Origin of the sequence: Pseudoalteromonas sp. HL-AS2 (assembly GCF_031198805.1) — a bacterium.
Taxonomy (GTDB): Bacteria; Pseudomonadota; Gammaproteobacteria; order Enterobacterales; family Alteromonadaceae; genus Pseudoalteromonas; species Pseudoalteromonas nigrifaciens.
Genome location: NZ_CP133572.1, coordinates 636,560 through 662,676, shown reverse-complemented (window position 1 = coordinate 662,676; position 26,117 = coordinate 636,560). Strand labels below are relative to the sequence as shown.

Below are 26,117 nucleotides of genomic sequence, written 5' to 3'. Positions count from 1 at the left end.
ATTAGCTCGTTCTGCGCAATATGGGTTTAGTGTTACATCATTATATTTGTTAGTAAATAAAAGCTACGAGCTGAGGGCTAACTGGAAACTGACCGTGGATTGTTTTTTCTCTAAAGCGCAGCGCCTCATACCCTCTTTGTGAATTTTTACTGGCTGTTTAGTTACTTTAGAGCTTCGGCATAATTTTGCCGAAGCTCTAAGCCCGATTAATACTGGCGGTCGCGATCGTGCGGTTGCTCAAATTGTGTTTTAGGCCCTAGTGGTACTACGCCGGTGGGGTTAATAGTTTTGTGGCTGGCGTAGTAGTGTATTTTGGTGTATTCCAAGTCAACAGTGTCTTTAATGCCTGGTACTTGGTACAGCTCAGTGACATAGTTATATAGGTTAGGGTATTCACTAATTTTTTGCTGATTACACTTAAAGTGGCCATGATACACAGCGTCAAAGCGCACTAAAGTAGTAAATAAGCGCCAGTCGGCCTCGGTAATTTGCTCACCAACTAAGTAGCGCTGTGTAGCTAGGCGTTGCTCTAACCAGTCTAGGCTTTCGAATAATGCATGGTAAGCGCTGTTATAAGCACTTTGCGTGGTGGCAAAGCCTGCTTTATATACGCCGTTATTTACCGTGTTGTAAATGCGCTCGTTTACGCTGTCGATTTCTGCTTGTAGTGCTTGCGGGTAGTAGTCGTCGGTGTTGCCGGTTAGCTCGTTAAACGCGGTATTTAAAATACGCATGATGTCCGATGATTCGTTATTAACTATGGTATGGGTTTTTTTATCCCATAAAATAGGAATAGTGGCGCGGCCTTCGTAATTGGCATCGGCTTTTAAATACAATTGGTAGGCGTAATCTAGGTTATAAAGCGGATCGCCGTGCTCACCAAATTCCCAGCCATTTTCGAGCATTTCGGGCTTTACTACGCTAAGTGTAATTACGTTTTCGAGTTGCTTTAATTTACGCATTATCATGGTGCGGTGTGCCCATGGGCAAGCTAGCGACACATATAAATGGTAACGTCCCGCTTCGGGTTTAAATTGGCTATCGGCGGCGTTTGAAATTTGTTGGGTAAAGCGGCTTGCTTGGCGCTCAAACCTACCACCCGATTTTTTTGTGTCGTACCATTGGTCAACCCATTTTCCGTCTACGATTAATCCCATTATTAACTCCTTAATGTGCTGTAAATGCATAAACACACACCGCATAGCTATGCGGTGTGTGTTTTAAATAACTAATATTACGCTTTGTTTAAGTTACGGTTAATTACGTTATCAAGTGAGAATTTACCGCCACCTTGGATAACTAAAGCCAGTGTGATTGCTAATAGCGCTAGGCCAAATTCGTAACCGTTGTTGCTCATAAATAAGCCGTTATCAATGTGAGTGGTAAATATAGCCACAACCATAGTAATAGCCAGTACAAAGCTAGCAGGTCTTGTTAGTAGGCCAACAATTAAAAATAAGCCACCAAAAAATTCTGCACTACCTGCCATTAAGGCCATTAAAAACCCTGGTGCTAGGCCAATTGATTCCATCCATTGTCCTGTGCCTTCTAAGCCATAACCACCAAACCATGCAAATAATTTTTGCGCCCCGTGAGCGGCAAAAATAATACCTGCAATAACGCGCAGTGGTACTGTAGCCAGTGATTGTTCAGTTTTAGTGATAACGTTAGCAATATTTTTAATAGTCATAATTTTTACCCTTGTTGATGTTAAGTAAGTATGTTTAATTGAGTATGTAGCCATTGTAGTTGTTGTTTTGTAATTAAATAATGCCTATTATTTGCTTGATATGTTCAAATAATTTGAATAGTTGTTATTTGGATGAAAAAAACCATGAGTACACCTCCTATTAGTATTGAAGCGTTACTGGTGCTTGACGCTATTGAGCATCGTGGCAGTTATGCGGCAGCCGCAGAGCAATTAAATAAAGTACCTTCGGCGCTGTCCTACATAGTACAAAAACTAGAAGAGCAATTAAACGTGACTTTGTTTCAGCGTCAGGGACGTCGTGCTGTGCTAACTCCTGCGGGCAAACATTTACTGACCGAGGGGTGCAAGTTGCTTTTGGCGATTAATTCATTGTCGGAGCAAACACAAACAATTGCGAATGGCTGGGAGCCAAAAATTCGTATTGCTTTTGACTCGATTATTGATATAAAACCGATATTTACCAGTATAGAGCAGTTTTTAGCAGAGCATGAAAATATTGAAATAGATGTACAAGAACAGGTAATGAACGGCAGCTGGGAAGTACTGATTGAAGACAAAGTTGATTTAGTTATTGGCGCACCGTCGCCAGTGCCGAACCAAAAAGGCATTCGCGCGGTTAAAATAGATGAGTATCAAAGTGTACTTGTGGTAAATAGCACGCACCCGTTAGCAACGCAGCAGCAACCACTCGATATGAGTAGCCTTGCTCAGTACCGCAGTGTGATAGTACACGACTCTGCAGAGCAAGAAATTCCATGGTCGGCAAATATAATAGAGGGCACCCAGCGCTTTTTTGTTAGCTCTGTTGCGCAAAAAATTGCGGCTATTATTGCCGGTATAGGTATTGGTTATTTACCCAAGCGTTTAATTGAGCAGTATATAGGGTCGGGGCAGTTAGTGGAGGTAAAGCTAACCGAGCAACGACCTTGCCAAGATCTATTTATTGCCTGGAAAATAACTAATAAAGGTAAAGGGTTGCAACGACTTACCTCACTGTTACTACAACCTTAACGTTGCGCTTTTAAAGCTAACAGCCGTGTAAGGCTGTTAGCTAATAGCTGTATTAAATGTAATTTACTACTTAAAAGCCATGGTAAGCTCTTTATTCTTCTAGGCTTTCATCTAGGGTAATTATAATACCAACAGTAATAATACGGTCGCCAACCATTTCACAAATAGTGAGTTTTACGTCATCAAGTTCAATAAAGTCATCTACCTTAGGTAAGCTGTTTAGCGAGGTTTTTAGTACTTGCTCTAGCGTATCGTTTGGTTCAGCAGCAATATGAATATCGTAAGAATAGGCTATGCTGGCTACACTGGTATTGCCTTTAACTCTTAGCTCTTTAGCCGAAAGCTCGGTAATATCTTGATCAATCGTGCTTGAAAAAACACAGTCAACAAACTCGCGGGTATGCGGTTTTAGTACCATAAATAGCTGATCGTCTGCCTGTAATAGTGTAGAGCCGCGCGGGGCAATAATATTATTATTACGGCTGATCATTGCCATTACTGTGCTATCGGGTAGTGCTAATTGCGATAAACGACGGCCAACAGCGCGTGACATTTTGCCTATGGTGTATTCAACAATATCGGCGTCAACATCACCTAAAGCAGTGATCTCTAGCGTGGCTGCGGGAGTCACTGGCGGTGGTAAAGTTAGCTTGAGTTTGCGGGCCATTAAAGCAAGCGTTGAGCCTTGTAGTGTGGCTGAAATTAACACCACAAAAAATACCACGTTAAATATGAGTTCGGCGCCAGGCAGGCCAAACATAAGAGGAAATATTGCTAAAATAATAGGGACTGAGCCGCGCAGGCCAACCCAAGACACTAAGGTGATTTCACGCGCTTTAAAACCAAATAGCGCTAACACCGGAATAACCGCCAAAGGGCGAGCAATAAATATAAGCACTAATGCAATGATCAGTCCCTCAAACCACACATCTAATAACGAGGTTGGGTTTATTAATAAGCCCAACACCACGAACATGGTAATTTGGCCTAACCAAGCTAATCCGTCGTGGAATAAAAACGTACTGCGCTGAAACACAAAGCGGCTATTACCAATAACCACACCGGTAATAAATACTGCTAAAAACCCGCTACCACCAATGTTTGCGGTAATACCAAATGAGAGTAAACCACACGCTGCAACCAATACCGGATACAACCCCGTAGCAACTAATTGAATTTTATTGATTAATTTAACTGATATCCAACCCACGGCTAAGCCGACTAATGCGCCTAAGCCCATTTGTGATACAAACATGAGTAACAGGCCTGTGCCTAGCTCCATGTCGTTTACTAACACTTCGAGTAAGCCTACAGTTAAAAATATTGCCATGGGGTCGTTTGAGGCACTTTCTATTTCGAGGGTGGCTTTTAGTTTGGTGTTTAAATGAATACCGGCATTACGTAGCAGCGCAAATACCGCCGCGGCATCGGTTGAGCCTACAATAGCGCCAAACAATAAGCCTTGTAGTAAAGGAATATCAAGCATGTAAGCGGCAGCAACCCCAGTCACTGCGCTAGTAATAAGTACCCCAAGGGTGGCCAATACGGAGGCGGGTTTCCAGACTTTTTTTATCGCTTTTAAGGGCGTTTGTAAACCGCCATCAAATAATATCATTGCTAATGCGAGCGTACCTAAAGAGTGCGCCGCTGCTGCATTGTCAAAAAATATGCCTCCGGGGCCATCTTCACCAGCGAGCATACCGACCATTAAAAACATTACCAGTACGGGCAAACCGAGACGAGCTGATAATTTACTGGATACAATACCCAGTAAAATTAATACCGCGGCTAACAATATTATTTGATCAATCAAAAACATATATTATTCTCATTTATAGCTAAGGGCTGGGTTAGGTCGTTATTGTAAATTATGCACTAGAGCATGGGATAGTAGTTACTCTGCTGCTAAGTATGAACTGGTTTTCATTTTTTAATAGGTAAAATAATAAGCGATAATAAACATGGGTTTGTTTACACAAAAATGTTTTTAGCTTGTGATATTGTAGCATTATTCTCATTAAATAGGGAGGGCCAGCGTTATAAATAGCAGGTATTAGTGATCTGCTAAAAACTTGCCAAGCTCGGTGTTAAAGGGCCATTTTTAGATGTCATTTTAGCTCGCGCTTTAGGTTTAATATTTACAGTGAGAGTTTTGGTTCAACTTAGCCGCTTTAGTTTTTAACCTTTTAGATTGCTTTTTAAATTTGCACTTCGCCTTTGGCACTATTACCACTTAGTAAAAGTCATTTACACAATGAGGGGATTATTTATTAATGCATAAGAAATATAATGCTCTACTTATTTTTACTAGCACAGTAATCGTATGCCTAGGTTAAGGCGCGAAAGCAGCACAAGTAAAAAGGATCAGGGAAACTTCCTGATTAACTGAATTATTACAGAGGTTTTTATGACGTTATCCCTAACTCCACGCCTAACACAGTTAGCCAATGCTGATTTGATCCAACCATTGGCGCATATTAAAAGGGGTATCGAAAAGGAAGCTTTACGAGTAACTACAGATGGTTTGTTGGCACAAAACCCTCATCCTTATAATTTAGGCTCGGCGCTAACTCATCCTCATATCACTACAGATTACTCAGAGTCGTTATTGGAGTTTATTACCCCAGCAGTTGAAAGTATTGATGACACACTCGACTTTTTACAACAATTGCACCGTTATACTGCCACTGAACTAACCGCGCAAAATATATGGCCAGCAAGTATGCCGTGTGCGCTTCAAGGTAATGATAGTGTGCCTATTGCTCAATATGGTAGCTCGGTGCAAGGACAAATGAAGCACACTTATCGTCGTGGGCTAGATATGCGCTACGGGCGTATTATGCAAAGTATTGCGGGTATTCATTTTAATTTTTCATTACCGGATAGCTTTTGGCAGGGGTATCAAACTCTACAGGGTAACCAAGACTCGCTTGCTGATTTTCGTTCTGCCCAGTATTTTGCGCTGATCCGTAACTTTCGTCGCTATGGTTGGTTATTGCTTTATTTATTTGGTGCATCTCCTGCGTTAAGCCGCTCGTTTGTTGATGGCCGCGCGCATCAGTTAGCCAGTTTGGGCAGCGATACGCTTTATATGCCTTATGCAACTTCGTTGCGAATGAGTGGTTTTGGCTATCAAAACGATGCCCAAGCGAGTTTAAATGTAAGTACCAATAACTTAGCTGAATATAGCCGCGATTTAACACAAGCGCTTCACACGCCACATGCACCTTATACGCGTATAGGGGTTGAGGTAAATGGTGAAAAACGTCAGCTAAACGATAATATTTTACAAATTGAAAACGAATACTACAGCGATATTCGCCCTAAACGTGTTACTCACGCGGGTGAAACACCACTGCAGGCTATGAACGATCGCGGGGTTGAATACATAGAAGTACGTAATCTCGATATTAACCCCATGTTGGCGCTAGGTATTGATGACACTCAAATTCGCTTTTTAGATACATTTTTACTGTTTTGCTTATTACAAGATAGCCCAGAAATTGGCGAGCAAGAACAACAGCGCTTGGCATGCAATCATACCCGTGTGACCGAGCAGGGGCGATGCCCTGATTTACTGCTAGAAACTGCTAATGGTGAGCTTAGTCGCAGTGCTTGGAGCGAACAGCTATTTGCAGAGCTAGATGCTATAGCAGAATTACTTGATCAAGCTGGTAGCGGCTACAGTGAGGCGATACAACACTATAAGCCATTATTACAACAGCCAGAGCTAACTCCGTCGGGGCTTATGTTGACGCAGCTTGTCGCTAATAATCAGGATCACAGTGATTGGGTAGGACAGCGCGCCACTGAGCTCACTGCACAATGGAAAAAAATGCCACTGAGCGCAGCACAAAGCGATTACTTTAAACAGCTTGTAAGTTCATCACACGCAGAGCAGCAAAAGTTAGAAGGTAAGGTTTAGCAAAAGAGCAGCTTTTAGGTGTCGGGCTTTAGCTTTTAGATAGATGATACGACCCCGATAAAGTAAACCGGACTAGGGTCGTATCAAGGTCAATACGCCCTATCAAGCTTGGTACTTGGATTTACTTGTAGGTGCGATTTTATATCGCACTTTTTACAATTAAGCCTCAAACTCTGGCCGAAATTAATAAACCACAACAATAAAAGTAAACCCCAAATGAGCCAATACACTTTTTGAAATTTATATTGGCACTTAACTTACCAATGTATAAAACCTTTAACTCTATTCTTTAGTTTGCATATTTTTAGCACGCTGCTCGGCTTCGATCAGGGCTTGAGATTTAGGTTCACGTTTTTTCTCTGCTATTTTAGGTTTTACCGATGAATTTGGATCCCAGCTATCATCCAGCGATAGGTTAGCAAATGGGTTGCTGTTGTCTATTTGCACATTTTGCTCTTTAGGCTCAGCTACTGGTTCTGGCTGTTGGTTTGTATCTGCTTTTATTACAGGCTTTGCTTTACTGCCTGGTAGCGGTGCATCGGGATCGAAAGTACGTACTTCGGGCTCTTTAAATTCGTGCTCGGTATTAAATGAAGTTGCTTGCTCTGTGGTGCTGTTTACAGGGGGATGTATATTCGTTGTTGGTTGCTGCGCAATAATTGGCTCTGGGCTGATATTGGCGGGCTCAATTGCATTTTGAGCTGGCGTTTGATCATTAATTGCTGCTGGCGCTTGTTGAGTAACCTGTTGCTGGCGCTGCTTTTTAGTAGGCAGTGGTGCATCGGGATCGAACATGCGTACTTCTGGCTCGGCAAAGTCGCTGGCATTTTTTATTCGCTCTAAGGTGTTTTTAGCCGCGGCTTCAAACTCTGCGGTATTGGGCTCTGCTTTTGTTTTTGTTTTGGGTTTTTCATTACTAAATGTTGTATTTGTTGTTTTAGCTACGGTTTCTGGCTCGCTAGTACTTGCTTGTGGTTTTGCCAGCGCGGCATCAATTTGTTGCATTGAAACAGATTCTGCCGCAATTTTTGCTGTTGTCGTATTTTGCGTATTTACGGCGCTAGGGCTTGGCTTAGCTGCCGATTTAACTGCTGGTTTAACTACTGATTTAGGAGCGGGTGTGGTAACAGCTGGGCTCGTTGGCAGTACTGTTGCCACCTCAGAATTACTTTGTTTAGAGCGGCGCATACGTACTAAAACCATTACGCCAATAAGTACTATTAGCAATAATAATAAGCTAGGTAGCAGTAGTGAGGCGGCGCTTTCGGTGTTTGGTTTTGATACTGGCGTAGGTTTTATATTTGCCGGCTTTTGTGCTGCTGCGATGGGCTCTGCGCTTATTTCTGTCGTGTTTGTCTGTGTACTTTTAGCTGCCGGATTTTTTATATCAGTGCTTTTTACATCAGTGCTTTTTACATCAGTACTTTTTACATCAGTACTTTTTATATCTGAGCTTTTTACATTAGCAACGGGTTCATCAGTTGTTACTTGGCTTGTTTGACTAGGGCTTGCTTGTAACTCGGTATTAATACTCGCGGTATTGTCTGTCTCAGAGTGTGTTTTTAAAGGCTCAACAATAGGCGCTTTAACCGGCTCAGTAATAGGCTCGGGCAGTGCCTTCTGCGGCTCTGGATCATTAACAATAGCATGTGGCTTAGGTTTTGGCTGAGTTGGTGTTACTACCGGCTTATTGCAATTTTTATTATAGTCGCGCGCGGCATTGCGGTAGCTGCGGCCCGTTTTGTTATTACTGTGCTGCTGCATTTCTTGTTTTATAAGTATGCACATAGCTTGGTTATAGGCTGCGCTATTAAAGCTATAAAATAGGGCAACACAAAGGGTCAGGCGTGTGAGTATTTTTATCATAAAGTTCAGTAGCGCTTAAGCATCAATAGTTTGATTTTAAGCGCTAATTTAAAATATATCTACTGTGGGCTACTCAATTACCATTAGGCTGCGATATTCGTCGTAGGCAAATTGATCGGTCATGCCGCTTATATAATCTTGAATTAACCGACAGCGGTAATAAAACTCATAGGCGGTAAAGTGATCAGGCTCTTCTTGCATTGCATCTATGGCGTGCTGATAGCTGTTTAAGTGCTTTTTAGAAAGCTTTTTAACCAGTCGCGATTCTATTAATAAGCGTGAATCGCCATTGAGCGCTCGTTTAAAATCGTCACTGCTTAATAATAGCAGTGGTTTGTAACAATCGAGCAGGCCGTTAATAATGCGGTAGCCTTGTAGTTCGAGTTTTTCTACTTCTTTGTTTGAAAATACATATTCAAGCGCCACTTGTTTAAGGGTTATGGTGAGTGCGTGTAAATAGCTGCGATCCTCAAGTAGTGCTTGGTTAAAATCGCCATGATAAATGGGTTCTATGTGTTTAATAAAGCGTTTAGCCGCATGATTAACTAACGGATGCAGCAGCGCTACGCGTAAGTATATAAAAAATTCACTATTAAAATTATAAGGTTGTGCGTTGGCACGCTCAAGTGCGTAGTCTACGGCTTTATTTACAAAGTCTTGATGTTGGCTGTCGTCGATAGTGAGGTTTATAAGTACTTTTGTATAATGACTTTTAAGCTTTTGGCATAATAGTTCGGTGCTTATTATGTCTTTTTCTACGGCGTCTTCTATATCGGCTAGGCAATAGGAAATATCATCGGCGGCTTCCATAATATAACTTGCAGGGTGGCGGCAATACGGCTGAATTTCAAGCGCAGTTTGCAGTGCCTCTACAAAGTTTTTTTCGCTGTAGTAGTAACCGACCTTTTTCATTAAATAGTTTTTGTTTTGTGGTATCTCTTTTTTGTCGAGCCCGGCAGGGCGGGTATATTTTAAAATACCGGCACTTTGGCTGTAGGTTAAATTAAGTAATTGTAATGAGTGAATAATACGTATGCCTTGGGCATTGCCTTCAAAGCTGCAAATGTCGTGTGCTAGGCTTTTAAAAACAACCCCAATACCAGAGTTAGGCTGTTTACAGCGCTCGGGGGTTACACTTGCTAAATTATTATTAAACCAATGGTTTATGGCGGCTTCACCAAAGTGACCAAACGGCGGATTGCCTATATCGTGCATTAGGCAGGCCATTTCAACTAGGCTTTCTAACGGCCGCTCTAGCTCGGTGAGTCCGTAGTCTTGCAGTTGCTGATAACTTAGTGATGCAAAAATACGTTGTACTATAAAGCGCCCTACTTGTTGTACTTCTAACGAGTGAGTAAGGCGAGAACGTACCGCGGCGTTGCGCTCTAGTGGAAACACTTGGGTTTTTTGTTGTAGGCGACGAATAGCGGCGCTGTTTATAATTCGGCCCCGATCGCTCTCTAGTGCCATTTGTAAGTTAGCGGTAGTGCGATACATACGTGCGGGGGTTATTTTTTTACTAAAATCGATCATCATCTTGTCCTTTTTTAAGCTGATGACAGGCATAGTTTCAGCGCATCGTCATATGTTTTTCATTAATTTGCTTTAATCTATCAGTTTGTATCTTAAATTAATATATTGCTTTAAGATCGAATTACAAAGCAGGTTTTTAGATGTCAGGTAAAGGTTAGCCAAGTGCGGTGATTGTAAGTAGGCGGGAGTTTACCTCGCGCTGTTACTTTGTAGGCGCATAGCTTGCTGGCGCGAAAAGCGTAGCTTTTAATTTTTAGCGCTTTGGTAGAGATGAGCCAAACGTGCTCATTTGCACACATATTTTATAAATAAACGTTATGTTAAACAGGGTATTAAAATGAAACAGTGGATTGTAAAGGCGATATCGGTTTGCCTTTTATTAGGGATGAGTAATGCGTTTGCCGCAAAAGAGCAAACGGTAGTACTTATATCAATTGATGGTATGCGCTGGGATTATATAGAAAAACATGGTGCGCCTAATTTAAAAGCAATGGGTGATCGCGGTGTAAGAGCGCAAAAGTTGATTCCGGTTTATCCTACCAAAACGTTTCCTAACCATCTTTCAATTATTACCGGCTTACTCCCTGTTAATCATGGCATTGTTGACAATAGATTTTGTGATAAAGCACGTAATAATGAATGTTATAGCATGGGCAAAGGCTTCACCGATAGTACTTGGGTTAGCGGTACGCCGTTGTGGAACTTGGCTAAAATGCAGGGACTTAAATCGGCAGTTTATTTTTGGCCTGAGTCGGATGCGCGTTTTAACGGCATGACCCCTGACTACTATTTTCATTACTCGCAGCATAGTGACTATCAAGACCGGGTTGATCAAATAGTGCAGTGGTTAAGTTTACCTAAAGCGCAGCGCCCACGTTTTGTTGCAGGTTATTTTTCATTGGTAGATAGCATGGGGCATAAATATGGGCCCGATGCGATGCAAACGCGCGATGCAGTTAAACAACTCGATGAGTTAATGGGGCAATTACAAGCGCGTTTAAGCAAATTAGATCAAGAAGTAAACTTAGTGATAGTGTCGGATCATGGTATGGCGCAGCTTGATCCAGCTAAAAGTATATTAGTTAGTAGTTTACCTAAAGATGACAACTTTTTAGTAAAAAATACCGGCCCGCGGTTACTTATTTATACAAAACCTGAGGCAGTTAATGCCGATATTGAGGGCTATAAAGCGCGTTTACAACAAGCAGCTAAAGGGCGTTATACGGTATTAACGGCTGAGCAGTTAGCGGGCTATCATTATAATAAAGGCACCCGTGTAGGCGATATTGTAGTGCAAACAACGGCACCAGCAATATTTGCTAGTTCAGAAAAAGCAGGCCCTATAGGCACCCACGGTTATGCTTATACCGATGATATGGCAGCAACCTTTTTAGCTGTTGGCCCTGCGTTTAAAAAGGGTATGAGTATTGAGCAAGTTAATAACTTAGATATTTATCCGGTATTGGCAAAAATAATGGGGCTAAAGTTACTTAGTAAAACCGACGGCGACGGTAAAAGCTTAATGCCCGCTGTGCAGCGAAAAATGATAGTGCATTAATCTGTAGTCTAAAAAATAACAGCTTAGGCTGTAAACTACATAATACCTAAGCGGCTAATTAGCCGCTTTTTTATGCCTGTAAACTGACATGACTATTTTTCACTCAAATTAGACCTCTTGCTAATTGCAAAGTATTTAACTGCCACGTATGTTAAAAATATAACAATAATAAATAGAGAAACTTATGGCAGGGATTGATCAGTTAGTTAGCCGTGTAATGGCAGGGTTGGTGGCCGTTATTATTGGCTTTACCAGCTCAGTAGCACTGATTTACCAGGTGGTTATTGTGCTTGGTGGCACGCCTGAGTTAGTAGCCAGCTGGATTTTAATGCTGGGCTTAGTAATGGGCAGCACCTCTATTATTTTATCGTATTATTATAAAGTGCCTATATTAATTGCGTGGTCGACTACAGGGGCTGCACTGCTAATTTCTACCGCCGATGGCTATAACCTAAATGAGGCCGTAGGGGCATTTATGCTCTGTGCACTATTGGTATTTTTATCGGGAGTGACGGGCTGGTTTGAAAAAGTTATGAACCGTATTCCCAGTGAACTTGCCTGTGCCATGCTTGCGGGCGTATTAGTTACTTTTGGCATTGACGTATTTAACTTTATGAACGAATTACCGTTAATGATTGGCTTAATGGTATTAGTTTACTGCATAGGTAAACGTTACTTTGCACGTTTTACTATGTTAAGCGTACTAATAACCGGCGTATTACTGGCGTGGAATATGGGCCATATTGATACCAGCAACTTGCAATGGCAAGCTAGTAGTTTTGCTTATATAGCCCCAAGTTTTAACTTTCAGGCATTTATTAGTATTAGTATTCCTTTATATATAGTAACCATGACCTCACAAAACTTACCCGGTATTGCAGTACTAAAAGCCCATAATTATAAAGCGCCAATTTCGGCGTCACTTAATGTAACGGGTTTTATTAATTTAGTAACAGCGCCATTTGGCACCTATTCAATTAATTTAGCTGCCATAACAGCCGCCATTTGTATGAGTGAAGATGCAGATAAAAACCCCGATAAACGTTATTGGGCGAGCATAGCCGGTGGCGTTTTTTATATTATTATGGCGCTGTGCGCAGCAACATTAGTAGCCGTAGTGGCCAGCTTACCGCAAGCATTAATTTTAGCTTTAGCGGGCATTGCATTATTTGGCACTATTGCTTCAAGCCTGCAGCAAGCACTGCATAGATCACAATATAGCGAAGCCGCCATAATTACATTTTTAGTCACTGCGTCAGATTTAACTCTGTGGTCGGTAGGCTCAGCTTGCTGGGGAATTATAGCCGGCGTATTAACGTTATTTATTATCCGTAAGGGTTAAAAGTAGGTTGTAGGGAAGCGATTAGGCGCTAGGTTTTAGGCGTATAAAAATTAAAAAACTCACCACTGGGTGCTACTCCTTTGTGGTGAGTTTTCACTTTCACCCGTGCACAAGGCACTAAGCAGACAAAAGGTTTTTTACTAAAGGTGCGATTAAGCTACAGCTACAGCTACAGCAAACCGATCTTAGTCAGTTAATACCTAAAGCCTGATACCTAAACCTGCTCTTTTACTGCCTTTAAAGCATTGGTTTTAATATATCAAACATGGCGTCTATGTGATCGTCTCGCTCGTTTAGTGCAGCAATGTAACGGTATTTTTCACCGCCGGCATGTTCAAAAATTTCACGGTTTTCGCCCTCTAACTCCTCGAGGGTTTCTAAGCAGTCAGCACTAAACGCGGGGCTAATTATGGCAATATCTTTAATGCCTTGTGCAGGAAAGCTTTCAAGCGTAGCGTCGGTATAAGGCTTTAACCATTCTGCTTTACCAAAGCGGCTTTGAAAGGTACTTATTACTTGGTCTTTATCAAGGCCAAGCTTTTCGATTACTAAACGTGTGGTTTGTAGGCATAAACAGTGATACGGATCGCCTCGTTCTAAAAATAGTTTAGGCATACCATGGTACGAAAAAACGAGTTTTTGTGGCATACCATTGGCTGCTAAATCTTCGCTAATACTGTTAGCTAACGACTCTATGTAACGCGTATTTTTGTGATAGCCGTTTATAAAATGCAGCTCAGGAACCCAGCGCCATTTACGCAGCACGTTTGATACCGCGTCAAAGGTTGAGCCCGTAGTTGGGCTTGAGTATTGTGGGTATAACGGTAATACAATTATGCGCGTAAGGCCTTTATCGCGAAGTTGTTCCAACCCAGCTTCAATTGAAGGATTGCCGTAACGCATAGCCATAACCACTTCGGTATTGGTATAGCCATGCTCTTTTAATAGCGCATTTAATTTTAGGCTTTGCTGGCGAGTAATATGGGTAAGTGGTGAGCCGTTTTCGGTCCATATACTTTCATAAAGCTTGGCAGAGCGTTTTGGGCGAATACGTAAAATAATACCATGGAGAATAATCATCCATACAAAACGTGGTATTTCTACAATACGTGGATCTGATAAAAACTCACGTAAATAAGTACGCAAAGCACTTGCTGTTGGCGCATCAGGGCTGCCTAAGTTGGTGAGTAATATGCCTGTTTTTTGATTGAAACGCCCATCATGGGGATTATCGGTAACGGCAGAAAATCGCGACACGTTATGCTCCTTCAAGCAAAATATTCAGAAATAACTATTAAGGCATAGTGTAACGAAAAAAAGCACTGTTTAGATCAATCATTTAGTTGTTTTAATTATAATTTTAAAAAATCAGCACGATTAGATACTTTGAGGTTATTACTTTTTATATAAAAACTAAAAAACCTGCCATTTTAGTGCACTGTAAACACCAGGTTACAGACTGTAAAGCTAAGTAACCATGGTTTGGCTGTAAAATGAGCAGTCAGTGAGTTGAAGGCCAGTGTAAATAATACGTTAACTTTTTAATATTTAAAATAAAATGCCGAATTGATGGTATTTTAACCTATTAAAGGTGTTAATTTTCTATTTTAGAAGTTATTTGCATACATAGACTAATTATTTATGCGTTTTAGTATCTTTTTATTTATATATGTTGCTAGGATGTTGGCAGCAAGGTTTGTATGTAACAGCCTTTCATAAATTATAAGAACACACAAAACAGGGTCGTCACTATGTCAACATATCGTTTAAACACACTCGCTGTTGCCGTTGCTTTTGCTTTTAGTGCACCAAGCATTGTTAACGCACAAGAAGCACCGGTTAAAGCTGTAAAAAACATTGAGCAAATATCAGTATTGGGGTCACGCGTATCTAATCGTACTTCTACTGAATCCTCATCTCCTATTGATTTAATTGACGCGGACGATCTAAATAAAGGTGGCTTTACCGAACTTGGGCAAAGCTTACAAGCAACCGCACCTTCATTTAACTTTTCGCGTACGCAAGTATCTGACGGCTCTGATTTATTTAGACCTGCCACTTTACGTGGTTTACAGCCAGATCAAACACTAGTATTAATAAATGGTAAGCGCCGTCATAATCAAGCCATTTTTGGTTTAACAAGTACGGTTGGTGGTGGTTCAGCAGGCACCGATATGAATGCGATTCCGTTAGTTGCTTTAAAAGGTGTTGAAGTACTGCGTGATGGTGCTGCAGCACAGTATGGCTCTGATGCTATTGCAGGGGTTATTAACTTATCGCTTAACAATTCAACTGGCGTTACTACAGGTTATGTACAATATAGCGAAACCGGCGAAGGCGATGGCGAAACAGTATCGGTTGGCTTAAACCGCGGTTTTGATTTAGGCAGCGAAGGTGGATTTATTAACCTATCACTTGAGCACCGTGATGCCGAGGGTACGAACCGTGCAGAGCGCGATATTGGCGGTTCACTCGATGTAGCACCTGGTACGCTTTCTAAAGATGTACGCTGGAGCCAAGGTAATGCAGAGAGCGAATTTACCTCACTATTTTATAATATGGCACTGCCAGTTGGTGGCGATAATGAACTTTACTCATTTGGTGGCTATTCTGAACGTACCGCTTTAGGTAATGGTTTTTACCGAAACTTTAATGAAGCTGGCAAAAACGTAACTCAAGTATACGCAGATGGTTTTTTACCGCAGATTTTTAACGAAGCACAAGATATTTCACTTGCGCTTGGACTTAAAGGCGAAATTAATACCGACTGGGGATACGATGTATCGGCGGTGTATGGTGAAAACCAATACGACTTTACTTCACGTAACAGCATTAATGCCTCGTATGCGGCAGAGTATGTTGCTAATAACCCAAATGCGAGTGACGCTGATATAGCGGCTAATGCGGGCCCAAGTGGTGGGTATTCAGGTGGTTTCCGTTTTGATCAAACTACAGTTAATGCCGACATTAATGGCATTATAGATATTGGTCGTAGTGAGCCTCTTTATTTGTCGTTTGGCGCAGAGTACCGTAAAGAAAATTACGAAATAGTCCCAGGGGAAGAAGCTTCTTATGCGTGTGGTTTAGCTAATATGGATACCTCGTATCCGTCAGTTAACGATCCTAATCAATTTGCAGAGTGTGGTTTTCAAGCTTATAACGGTTTGCGCCCTGAAGCGTCAAATTCACAAAGCCGCGACAGTTATGCATTTTATGTAGATGCTGAAACCATGATCACCGATGCATGGAACGTAAGTGGTGCACTGCGCTACGAAGATTTCTCGGATGCAGGCGATGATTTAATTGGTAAATTAGCAACGCGTTATGAGTTTAATGATGACTTTGCCGTGCGCGCTGCTGCATCAACAGGCTTTAGAGCACCGTCGTTACAACAAAGTGGCTATACAGCGTTTACCACTAACTTAGGCTCAGACGGCACGTTAAGCCAATCGTTTACAGCAACCACAGGTTCGGCATTTCCTTCTGCTTTAGGGGTTAATAGTTTAGAGCTAGAAACATCTAAAAACTTAAGCGCAGGCTTTGTTTATGATGTAACCAGCGAGCTTTCGTTAACGGTTGATTTTTACCACGTAGAAATTAAAGACCGTATAACGCTAGGTAGTTTATTATCAGCAGATGATGTGGCATTTAGTGCAGAGGCAGTTGCTGCATTACAAGCAACCGGTGCAGTGCAAGCAAACTATTTCTCAAATTCTTTAGATTCAACTACGCAAGGTGTTGATATTATTGCATCTTACCGTACTGAACTGGACGGTGGTAACTTAGGTATTACTTTTGCGGGTAACCTAAACGAAACTAAAATTGATAATGTAAATGCAGCACCTGGTATTCCAAAAAATGTCGCGCTTGATGATATACAAAGCAGCTTTTTAACAGACGGCCAACCAGGTGAGCGTGGTACGTTAACCTTTGATTATGAGCGCGATGCTTATAGTTCAATGATACGCTTTAACTACTTTGGCGAAACCGATGTTAAATACTTTGCTAACGACCATATTTCGTTACCTGGGTTTTTATCACCTACGGGTTCATTTAAGCCTACCAGCACGGTTGAGTCAGCAGTATTGGTTGATTTAAACGTGACTTACCAAATTAACGATACGTTTGCTGTATCGGTTGGTGCTGATAACGTATTTGACGAAACGCCAGATGAATTAGGTGATGATGAAGTACTTAACTTTATCTCTAATGGCGGATTTAAATACCCATTACGTGCCGTACCTTATGGTTTTGATGGCCGTAGCTACTATGCAAAATTAAGCTTTAGCTTTTAATATTTAATAGCAGCTAAACAGTAACAAGCGCAGTTATTTACTGCGCTTTTTTTTGCCTTAATTTTATACAAATGAGGGCTGTGAAATAGGGGGAAAAGGGGGAGTGACATATTTTTTAAATGGCGCTTTAAATCACTTGCAAGCTTGTAAATTAAGCATACAATCGCCATATCTGAGTAATATACAATCTATTTTATAATTAGTTGGTTTATAGGAAAAATGATGACTAAAAAATCGAAAGCAAAAACGGCCACTAACAGCGCCGTAGATACTGGCCGCGGTGTTATAAGGCACAATGCGTTGGCTGCACTGGTTACTTCTAAGGTGTTTAAACCACAAGTGGTTAAAGCTAAAAAAGGTAAAGGCTCTTTCAAGCGCAGCAACAAACATGCAGGACAAGAGTCCTATTTAATCGCCGCTTAAATAGCTGTGATCAAATAGGGCTTTTAGTTAAAAATTAGGTGCTAGGTAGGTTAAACAAATACTTTAGTTTTCAAAGCTAATTACTACCTAAAGCCTGCTCGCCCCCCAAAATGAAAAAGCGGACTGACAGCCAAAATGGCCGACAGTCCGCTGTTATCAAATATAAGACCCTAGTTATGCTGCTTTAAAACAGTATACTGCAAGTTTGTTACCGTCTAAATCACGAGTATAAGCAGCGTAGGCATTAGGAGCCCAACCGCGAGTACCCGGTGCGCCTTCATCAGGGCAACCTGCTGCTAAAGCCGCTGCATGGAAAGCATCTATTGATGCACGATCAGGGGCTTCAAAGCTAACCATAGTGCCGTTACCCACAGTTGCAGGCTGGCCGTTGGCAGGTTTTAGTACAAAGAAAGACGGTGCGTCTACGCCCCAAATTGAACCATTGTCATCTAAATCTGCAATACGCTTAAGACCAATAATACTTAATACGTTGTCGTAAAAGGCGCGAGCCTTGTTTAAATCGTTTGTGCCTACTGTTGTATGTGTATATATGCTCATAGTGGATTCTCCGAAAATTTAATAAAATTTATTTAGGTGTAAACATGCTATCTGCAGTGCGGTGTGCGGTATATACGGCTTCACCATCACTTTGAGCATCAAATATAACGGTAACATTAGGCGTGAAAAGCACAACGTCGCCTACTTCTGCTACATATTTATTGCCTTGTAAATCGCGCATCACAATTTTGCCTTTAGTGATTACTTTGTATTCTACAAATTCATAAACAAATTCAAATTCAACGCCAGGCTGCATAGCAAAAAAACCAACCGTTAAGCCGTTTGAGTTATCGGTGACTGTCAGCTCAGCCATCTGACTTTTTAAATCTTTAACTTCAAGCAAGCCCGCAAGATCGTTAAGTTTATAAGTGCCCGCTTTAAATAATTGAATGCTTGGCTCTTGAGCAAGTTTAGTGGTAACAGATTGAGTCATTAATGTGATCCTAATATGCTGTACTGAAACATCAGTATCTATAAATTGTGTGTTTTGTTTTAATGCTTAGCGTCAGTGCATTGCTGCTGTTTGACCCATGAGCCGTACTTTACATTGTTTATCACAAATGATAACCGGCATAAAAATAAAATGACTTTTACCTGGCAGTAACAATGTAGAAAAATTAAAGGTGGGGGAATAAATAGGTTAACGGTAATAAATTAAATATCAGCAAAGGCTCGCCAAGTAAGATATTAGTAATGGTAGGTAGGAATTTATTGGTGTGTGTTTGTGGTTACCAGCACACCAAACTGCGGAGCGGGCAGGCGGTGCGCGGCAGAGCTAGCATGAAATTAAAGCTTAATAACAAAAAGCACGATGTAAAAATCGCACTTACAAGTAAACCCAAACACCGAGCTTGGCTAATCTTTACCTAAAACTTGAGACCTAAAGCCAGTACTTTCCCTTAAATTTTTGTTGTTGAATCTCGTACTAAAAGTTCGGGAGTGTAGTGGCATAGTTAATTTAGCCATCTATTAAGAAACAAGTATTATGCTAATACGCATACAGTTTTAGCTTATATAGCGCGATATAAAATTGCAATTAAGCAAGCCTAAATACAAGGTTTGCTTAATTTTTACCTGAACGCTGTTTTATTTTAACCTCGTTACTTTGACTTTAATTTTACCGGCGTTAGCGCCATAAAATCGGCTTAAGTCGTTTGCAAATGGAGTAAACTCACCTGATTGCACTATTTTAACATCTGCGCCGTCGGCTATTGCAAATAAGTTCTTGTCACTTTTATTAATAGCGCCAATTAACGAAAACCACTGTGCATTTGGCAGTCGTCTAAATGGCTCGAGCAATGCCATAGAGATTTCTTTTACGCCAAGTTGCACGTCATCGCGGTGCCAGCCAAGCGCAGTACATTTTATACCGTCGTCGAACCAATACTGATCAGGGTAAGGGGTAAAGCGATACGTTGCGCCTTGCTCTAGCATTAAACCAGTGGCGTTGTAGGCTTCGCTGGCAAATACCACCACATCTTGGCTTTGCTTTACTGCCAGTACGCTCATATTTTGGTTAGCAAGCATAATATGTGCACTTAACCCGGTAAAACTAAGTTGGGTATTATCGTTATAGATTATTTTATAAGGCAGGTTTTTAAGTGACTCTGGGCGGTAACTGGTGAGTTTGTTAATGCGTTCGGCCACGCTGTGGTGCACTAATGGCTCAAGGGGACTTGGTTCGTTATCTATCAGTACATAGCATTCTCTATCTACTAGGGCGTGTTGATCTTTGTGGTATGAAAAACAAACAGCATGAAGATAAGGTATAATTGAATTCGCCAGAAAACTTTACACCGAACCTACATGCCAAGATTAATGTTAACAGACGGGACATGGAATGTCTTATCAAAAGTAATGTACTTAAGTGGTCGAATTTATAATAAGCCCGACCATAGAAAAACGCTCGAAGGCATACTGTATAAGATGCGCACAGGTATTCCATGGCGAGATTTACCTTCTGATTTTGGCCGTTGGAGTGCTATCTACAGACGGTTTAATTTATGGTCCAAAAAAGGGATTTTGAATGAACTGTTTCGCGCATTATCTCGTGATGCGGACATGGATTGGGTCTTCATTGATGGCAGTATTGTCAGGGCTCATCAACATAGTTGCGGTGCAAGAACTGCTGACAATGAATCAATTGGAAAGAGCCGAGGTGGAAATTCTACGAAAATTCATCTTGCAGTCGATAGCGGAGGGTTGCCTGTTTATTATGAATTATCCTGTGGAAATACGCATGATATCGTCCATGCAGAGTCACTCGTAGCTAATTGCCCAACAAGTAATATGGTTGTCGCAGATAAAGGCTACGACAGTGAAAAACTGAGAGCGTTTGTTCGTGATAATAACGCTACACCCGTTATTCCACGTAAGGGCAACAGTTTAGTAGGCAATGAAGATATTGACTGGTGCATGTACAAATATCGGCACTTGGTTGAGAATGCATTTGGCCGTATTAAGCAATATAGAGGGATAGCCACGCGGTATGAAAAGCTTGAACGAAATTATCATTCAATGCTCGCTTTAGCATTTACTATGATGTGGCTACCAATGTGGGCTGATTGATATATGTACTACAAAGATCAACAGCCCCTAGTTTAAAAAATGGGTTAAACCAAAAATAATTTTGCTGATGGCTTAATGCCAACGGGTCGGGTGTAATTGTTATATCGTCTTGCGCGATTACTTTATTGTTAGGAAGTAAGGCTGCATAGTCAATATCGTGACTGGTTAAAAAGGTGATATTTAACGGCTGCGAGATTAACCACTCTATTGCATAGCGCAAGCAAATATCGGCTAAACCATCGCGATAGTAACCGCCACCAATATCAGAATGCGCACCAGCAAACCACAATTCGGTAATGTTGCTTTGTTGGTTCATTAGTGTGGGTTCAAACGCGCGACGCTTTTCATCCAGGGCTACAAAATGTAAGGCTTGAGTAACATTACTTGCTATGGTGTGGTTTTCAAAAATTACATGCTCTGCGCCACGGGTCGCTTTGGTTATTTTTGATAAACCAATAGAGGCAATAGTGTCAAATACACACAGGTATACTTGCTCACTTATTAATGGTTCTAATAATTTTGCTAAGCGCCTAGCGAGTGCAGCGCCTCGGCTAAAACCAGTTAATAAGACAATGTCGCCTAGCTTATAATGGCTTTTAAAATCACTTAGGGCTTGTTTTAAAATGCTAGCTACATCGTCGTTACGTGGTGCGAGTGTTTGATTTAAAAAACGTTTTAAGCGGCTGCCTTTAGTACCAATACCTTGATAATAAAAACTAAGTTGATTGGTTAATTTAGTATTAGGAGAGTTATTAAGTTGTCCGCCAGCGAGTAAGTGTAGTTTAAGAATATTAGAAATACTGCTGTCTTCTTTAAAATGATCAGCACTAAACTGCTCGGCGTCTCTAGGCTCAGCACCGGTGCCATCAAAGTTAAAAATGAGTGTTTTAGCCGTCATTGCATATTACCTCCTAAGCTTTTTTACTTTATACCCAAAGCAAGCCTTTGAAATGCTGAACTTTGCATTTTGAGATGGTTTGGATATATAACGTAAAAGTGTTAAATATTAATGACAGCGGTAATAAATTCACCGCTGTGGTGTTTAAACTCTGCAAAACTTTAGGGTCTGTTGACCTTTGCGGATTAAAATTTGTTCAAACTAGGGGCGATTTAATCACGGCGCGAGATTTTTAACCTAGTGGGCTAAGTAAAAACCGAGCAACAAAGAGTTAATCGCCCCTAGGCAGAACCCTTCGGGCAGCGCATGTTTGGCATTGATTCTACGTTATCGCCTATTTATGGGGAATAACCACACCACATAGGCTCTGCCTTGCCTAAATACCAAACACACTGCTGCAAATTTAACCTTGAAAGATCAACAGGCCCTAATGTAACTTCATTTTAGGGCGTACCACGCGCAGTATTTTTTCGCTGATCCACAAGGCAAAGGTTTTTGCACTGCCGTGAATGGCGCGTTGATGCATGCGATAGAGCGAAATATACATAAAGCGGGCAATTTTACCTTCAATAAAAAAGCTATTACTGGTGAGATTACCCATTAAATTACCAACTGTACTGTAGCGAGACAGATTAACTAAAGAGCCGTGATCGCTGTACTTAAAGCCACTCAATGGTTGCTGTTTTAATGTGGCTATAAGATTTTTTTCAACACATTGCGCCATTTGATGCGCCGATTGCGCCCGCGGTGGCACTTGTTTGCCGTCGGCTTGGGTAAAGGCGCAGCAATCGCCTAATACAAAAATGCTGCCATCAACCGTGCTTTGTAAAAATTGGTTTACTTGAATTTGATTGCTGCGAGTGAGCTCAAAAATACCTAGGTCTTTAATAAAATCAGGAGCTTTTACTCCTGCAGCCCAAAGCATAATATCGGCATTAATGTGCTCATCGTCTTTGGTAATGAAGCCGTGCTCGGTGGCCTCTTTTACTTGCGTTTGTTCGCGTACATTAACCCCTAATTTTAGCAGCTCGCGCTTGGCACTAACGGCAATGCGCTCGGGAAGTGCGGGTAAAATGCGTGGCCCGGCTTCAATTAAATGAATATGTAAACGTTTGGACGACATATTAGTTAAGCCGTATAGCTTTAATAACTCAGAAACATGATACAACTCAGCCGAGAGTTCTACACCGGTTGCGCCGCCGCCCACAATGGCAATGTTTAAAGATTGTTGTTGATTGTCGTCTTGGTGCAAACGGGTAAAGCTGTCGAGTAACGAATGCTGAAAGCGCTCTGCTTGCTGATTAGAATCTAAAAAATAGCAATGCTCTTTTATACCAGGGGTATTAAAGTCGTTACTTACGCTGCCTATGGCAATAACAAGATGGTCGTAGCGCACGTTGCGCTCGGGTAAAATAGTGTGGCCTAATTCGTCATAAAGTGGTGCGAGGGTAATGGTTTTATTGCTTTGGTCAATATTACAAAATGTACCAAGCTGAAAGCGATAATGATGTTTAGCAGCATGAGCGCTGTACACTACGCCATCTAAATCTGGGTCAATAGAACCGGTCGCTACTTCGTGCAGTAACGGCTTCCATATGTGGGTGCGGTTTTTATCTATGAGTAGTATGTCTGCGTGTTTTTTCTTTCCTAGTTTATGTCCTAGTTGGGTTGCAAGCTCTAATCCGCCAGCCCCACCGCCAATAACGACGACTTTAGGTGTGGTAATATTCATAACGCTGCCTTTAAAAATAATATACCCAAATAATCTATGTAGAATTATTTTTTTGAGGTTACTTGGGTATGAATCAAGTTATTTTGGCAAAGGCTAAACTCGTTATTTATATGGCTATATTCTGCGCCTAAATAAAGGATGTGTCAGCAAAAAATAATGAATAAGTTATACTCACACTTTTAAAGCTAAATAGTGTGTATTTTTATACTTACTTAGGTTTTACCGTGTAGGAATATTTTTCCTTTTGAGGGAAATATTTAAACAGGATATTTTATGACCCCTTCATTAATTCAATCACTTGAGCAACACTTTGGCTTTAATCAGTTTAGAGGCGGGCAGCAGCAAACCATAGAGCAGCTGTTAAATGGGCAATCGTCGTTGGCTATATTTCCCACCGGCTCGGGTAAGTCTTTGTGTTATCAATTAACCGCGTTGCATTTACCACATTTAACCTTAGTGGTGTCGCCATTATTGGCATTGATGAAAGATCAAATTAGCTTTTTAAACAGCAAAGGTATTTATGCTGCCAGCCTTGATTCGAGCCAAGACCAAATGCAAAGCAGCACAGTAATGAACGATGTTCGCAGCGGTAAAGTTAAAGTGTTAATGGTGTCGGTTGAACGCTTTAAGAACGAGCGTTTTAGAGAGTTTATTAATCAAATAGCAGTGTCTATGTTGGTTGTTGACGAAGCGCACTGTATTTCTGAGTGGGGACACAACTTTAGACCCGACTACTTAAAACTACCACGCTACCGTGAAGAGCTTAATATTCCGCTGGTATTATTATTAACCGCCACCGCGACTAAAAAAGTAAAGCGCGATATGGCCGAGCGCTTTGCCATTGCCCCAGAATGCATTGTACAAACCGGTTTTTACCGCGCTAATTTAGACTTAAGTGTGCTGAGTGTAAAAACGGCGGATAAAAATACCGAGCTTGCTAACATTATTAGCGCACAAAATGGCCCAGGTATTGTGTATGTTACCTTGCAGCAAAGTGCCGAACAAGTGGCTAATATGCTAAGCAATCAAGGGCTGCAAGCGGTGGCGTATCATGCTGGGCTTGAAGATACACTTAGATGGCAAATTCAAGATGACTTTATGGGTGGTAAAATTAATGTAGTAGTGGCTACGATTGCTTTTGGAATGGGCGTAGATAAAGCCGATATTCGCTTTGTTATTCATTACGACTTACCTAAATCGATTGAAAACTACAGCCAAGAAATAGGCCGAGCAGGGCGCGATGGTAACCCGTCACAGTGTTTTACCTTAGCCAACCTTGATGGGTTAAATACTGTAGAGAACTTTGTGTATGGCGACACCCCAGAGCTAAGCGGTATTGAGCATGTAATTAACGATATTCGCCAGCACCACAGCTCGCAGCAGCAATGGGAAATGCAAGAATATAGCCTTTCAAGCGACAGTAATATTAGGCAACTTGCGCTTAAAACTTTGTTAGTACAGCTAGAAATGCAAGGTGCAATTACGCCGCAATACGCTTACTACGCCGATTTTAAATATAAGTTTTTGGTTGATAAAAACGAGTTGCTAGGCCAGTTTGATGAGCAGCGCCAAGCATTTTTAACGCAAATATTTAGCCATACCGATTTTAAAAAAGTATGGGGCACGCTTAATTTTGATAGCCTGACACAAGCCGCGCAAGTCGATCGAAAACGAGTGGTTGCGGCGCTTGACTACTTAGCCGAAAAACAGCTTATTACCCTAGAAACCAAACGTATTACCCAAGTGTATAAAGTGCATAGTGAGGTGATAAACAACCCTGAACTTGCGCAGCAACTGCATGATTACTTTACCGATAAAGAACAAGCCGAAATAAAACGTATAGCTGCATTGGTACGCTTTTTTGAGTTGCAAAGCTGTTTAAGCTACAACCTTGCCCGTTATTTTGACGATCAAAATGCGCCCCAGCAATGCGGCCATTGCTCAGTATGCAGAGGCCACAGTGTTAAGCTTGAATATTCAGTGCAAGCAGATGTTGTTGATGAGAGTGTAATTTATCAAAAAGTAGATGAATTTTTACAGCATCTAGCCAGTAAAGGCATTAATAACGTAGGTGTAGAAACCCAATGTCGCTTTTTAGCGGGCATGAGCGTGCCTTTATTTGCACGCAATAAAGTGCGCCAATTGAGTGGTTTTGCGCTGTGTGAAGCGATGCGCTACAGTGATATTAAAGCGAAATTACTGGCGCGTCAGCTAGCATAATATTAGCTAAATTTAACCTAGTTAGCCTTTAAAATAGCCCCTAGAGATAGATTTACTCTGCCGATTTGAGCTTAGTTGGTGTATCCTAGTGGCTTACTTTATTTTATTAAGCCACTATGCCTCAAATTGTTATTCCGGTTAAAAACCTCACCACCACCCCAGAGCCTGTTACGTGTGCTAATTGCCAAGCCTGTTGCTGCCAATTAGAAGTACGCATAGTGACAGATACCGGTGTGCCATTTCATTATATTGAATACGATAAATGGGGCAGCGAAGTAATGAAACGTGCCGATGATGGCTGGTGCCAAGCCCTCGATCGCAACACACTCATGTGTTCTATTTACGAAAACCGCCCGTTAGTGTGTCGCGAATTTGAAATGGCGTCGGATGAGTGTATTACCGAGCGCGAGCTAGGCGGAATTTAAATTATTACAGCAAACGTAAAAAGGGCCCAAGGCCCTTTTTAAATGTGTACTA

The 26,117-nt window shown here is 41.4% G+C and carries 19 protein-coding genes and 1 pseudogene; 9 read left to right on the top strand and 11 right to left on the bottom strand.

Annotated elements, in window-relative coordinates:
- Positions 1–206: 206 nt before the first annotated feature.
- Positions 207–1,157, bottom strand: coding sequence for a glutathione S-transferase family protein (locus tag RB215_RS17725; RefSeq protein WP_179808332.1), 951 nt, complete (start codon positions 1,155–1,157; stop codon positions 207–209).
- Positions 1,158–1,234: 77 nt separating this feature from the next.
- Positions 1,235–1,690, bottom strand: coding sequence for a DoxX family protein (locus tag RB215_RS17720; protein WP_011329744.1), 456 nt, complete (start codon positions 1,688–1,690; stop codon positions 1,235–1,237).
- Positions 1,691–1,834: 144 nt separating this feature from the next.
- Between RB215_RS17720 and RB215_RS17715 the strand changes: the two genes are divergently transcribed.
- Positions 1,835–2,722, top strand: coding sequence for a LysR substrate-binding domain-containing protein (locus RB215_RS17715; protein ID WP_179808333.1), 888 nt, complete (start codon positions 1,835–1,837; stop codon positions 2,720–2,722).
- Positions 2,723–2,813: 91 nt separating this feature from the next.
- Here the strand turns inward: RB215_RS17715 and RB215_RS17710 are convergent, their stop codons facing one another.
- The gene (locus RB215_RS17710) at positions 2,814–4,541 is read right to left on the bottom strand and encodes a potassium/proton antiporter (RefSeq protein ID WP_309217310.1); all 1,728 of its coding nucleotides are present in this window, start codon (positions 4,539–4,541) and stop codon (positions 2,814–2,816) included.
- Between the two features lie 588 nt (positions 4,542–5,129).
- Here RB215_RS17710 and gshA point away from each other — a divergent pair.
- Entirely contained in the window at positions 5,130–6,647 is a 1,518-nt protein-coding gene (gshA, locus tag RB215_RS17705; protein WP_309217309.1) for a glutamate--cysteine ligase, read from the top strand.
- 282 nt (positions 6,648–6,929) lie between these two features.
- Here the strand turns inward: gshA and RB215_RS17700 are convergent, their stop codons facing one another.
- Together RB215_RS17700 and dgt are read right to left on the bottom strand one after the other, a co-directional pair.
- Positions 6,930–8,513 carry a cell surface protein gene (locus tag RB215_RS17700; protein WP_309217308.1) on the bottom strand — a complete coding sequence of 528 codons (1,584 nt, stop codon included), beginning with the start codon at positions 8,511–8,513 and terminating at the stop codon, positions 6,930–6,932.
- 69 nt (positions 8,514–8,582) lie between these two features.
- Complete coding sequence (dgt, locus tag RB215_RS17695) at positions 8,583–10,049, bottom strand: dGTPase (protein WP_041454886.1); 1,467 nt, start codon at positions 10,047–10,049, stop codon at positions 8,583–8,585.
- 334 nt (positions 10,050–10,383) lie between these two features.
- Between dgt and RB215_RS17690 the strand changes: the two genes are divergently transcribed.
- Positions 10,384–11,604 carry an alkaline phosphatase family protein gene (locus RB215_RS17690; RefSeq protein WP_208834428.1) on the top strand — a complete coding sequence of 407 codons (1,221 nt, stop codon included), beginning with the start codon at positions 10,384–10,386 and terminating at the stop codon, positions 11,602–11,604.
- 184 nt (positions 11,605–11,788) lie between these two features.
- Positions 11,789–12,946: a benzoate/H(+) symporter BenE family transporter gene (locus RB215_RS17685; protein WP_309217306.1), complete on the top strand. Its 1,158-nt coding sequence runs from the start codon at positions 11,789–11,791 to the stop codon at positions 12,944–12,946.
- 237 nt (positions 12,947–13,183) lie between these two features.
- On the opposite strand, the gene hemH is transcribed toward RB215_RS17685, so the two are convergent.
- On the bottom strand, positions 13,184–14,203 hold the full coding sequence (gene hemH, locus RB215_RS17680; RefSeq protein ID WP_011329752.1) for a ferrochelatase: 1,020 nt from the start codon (positions 14,201–14,203) through the stop codon (positions 13,184–13,186).
- 494 nt (positions 14,204–14,697) lie between these two features.
- On the opposite strand from hemH, the gene RB215_RS17675 reads away from it, so the two are divergent.
- Positions 14,698–17,241 carry a TonB-dependent siderophore receptor gene (locus RB215_RS17675; RefSeq protein WP_011329753.1) on the top strand — a complete coding sequence of 848 codons (2,544 nt, stop codon included), beginning with the start codon at positions 14,698–14,700 and terminating at the stop codon, positions 17,239–17,241.
- A gap of 222 nt (positions 17,242–17,463) precedes the next feature.
- Complete coding sequence (arfA, locus tag RB215_RS17670; protein WP_011329754.1) at positions 17,464–17,664, top strand: ribosome alternative rescue factor ArfA; 201 nt, start codon at positions 17,464–17,466, stop codon at positions 17,662–17,664.
- 174 nt (positions 17,665–17,838) lie between these two features.
- On the opposite strand, the gene RB215_RS17665 is transcribed toward arfA, so the two are convergent.
- The 3 genes from RB215_RS17665 to RB215_RS17655 form a co-directional block, all read right to left on the bottom strand.
- On the bottom strand, positions 17,839–18,222 hold the full coding sequence (locus RB215_RS17665) for a VOC family protein (protein ID WP_011329755.1): 384 nt from the start codon (positions 18,220–18,222) through the stop codon (positions 17,839–17,841).
- A gap of 28 nt (positions 18,223–18,250) precedes the next feature.
- Positions 18,251–18,655: a hypothetical protein gene (locus tag RB215_RS17660; RefSeq protein ID WP_011329756.1), complete on the bottom strand. Its 405-nt coding sequence runs from the start codon at positions 18,653–18,655 to the stop codon at positions 18,251–18,253.
- Positions 18,656–19,308: 653 nt separating this feature from the next.
- The gene (locus RB215_RS17655; RefSeq protein WP_375144264.1) at positions 19,309–19,869 is read right to left on the bottom strand and encodes a hypothetical protein; all 561 of its coding nucleotides are present in this window, start codon (positions 19,867–19,869) and stop codon (positions 19,309–19,311) included.
- 159 nt (positions 19,870–20,028) lie between these two features.
- On the opposite strand from RB215_RS17655, the gene RB215_RS17650 reads away from it, so the two are divergent.
- Positions 20,029–20,790 carry an IS5 family transposase gene (locus RB215_RS17650; protein WP_024600859.1) on the top strand — a complete coding sequence of 254 codons (762 nt, stop codon included), beginning with the start codon at positions 20,029–20,031 and terminating at the stop codon, positions 20,788–20,790.
- A 28-nt stretch (positions 20,791–20,818) separates the two neighbouring features.
- On the opposite strand, the pseudogene RB215_RS17645 reads toward RB215_RS17650, so the two are convergent.
- Positions 20,819–21,688, bottom strand: a pseudogene (locus RB215_RS17645) (phospholipase effector Tle1 domain-containing protein); the annotation flags it as partial.
- A 427-nt stretch (positions 21,689–22,115) separates the two neighbouring features.
- A complete protein-coding gene (locus tag RB215_RS17640; protein ID WP_309217305.1) occupies positions 22,116–23,420 on the bottom strand; it encodes an NAD(P)/FAD-dependent oxidoreductase in 1,305 nt (434 codons plus the stop codon).
- Between the two features lie 273 nt (positions 23,421–23,693).
- Here RB215_RS17640 and RB215_RS17635 point away from each other — a divergent pair, with 273 nt between their 5' ends.
- Both RB215_RS17635 and RB215_RS17630 read left to right on the top strand, forming a co-directional pair.
- Positions 23,694–25,640: an ATP-dependent DNA helicase RecQ gene (locus tag RB215_RS17635; protein ID WP_011329759.1), complete on the top strand. Its 1,947-nt coding sequence runs from the start codon at positions 23,694–23,696 to the stop codon at positions 25,638–25,640.
- A 116-nt stretch (positions 25,641–25,756) separates the two neighbouring features.
- Positions 25,757–26,065, top strand: a complete 309-nt coding sequence (locus tag RB215_RS17630; RefSeq protein ID WP_176359701.1) for a YkgJ family cysteine cluster protein — start codon at positions 25,757–25,759, stop codon at positions 26,063–26,065.
- Positions 26,066–26,117: the final 52 nt, after the last annotated feature.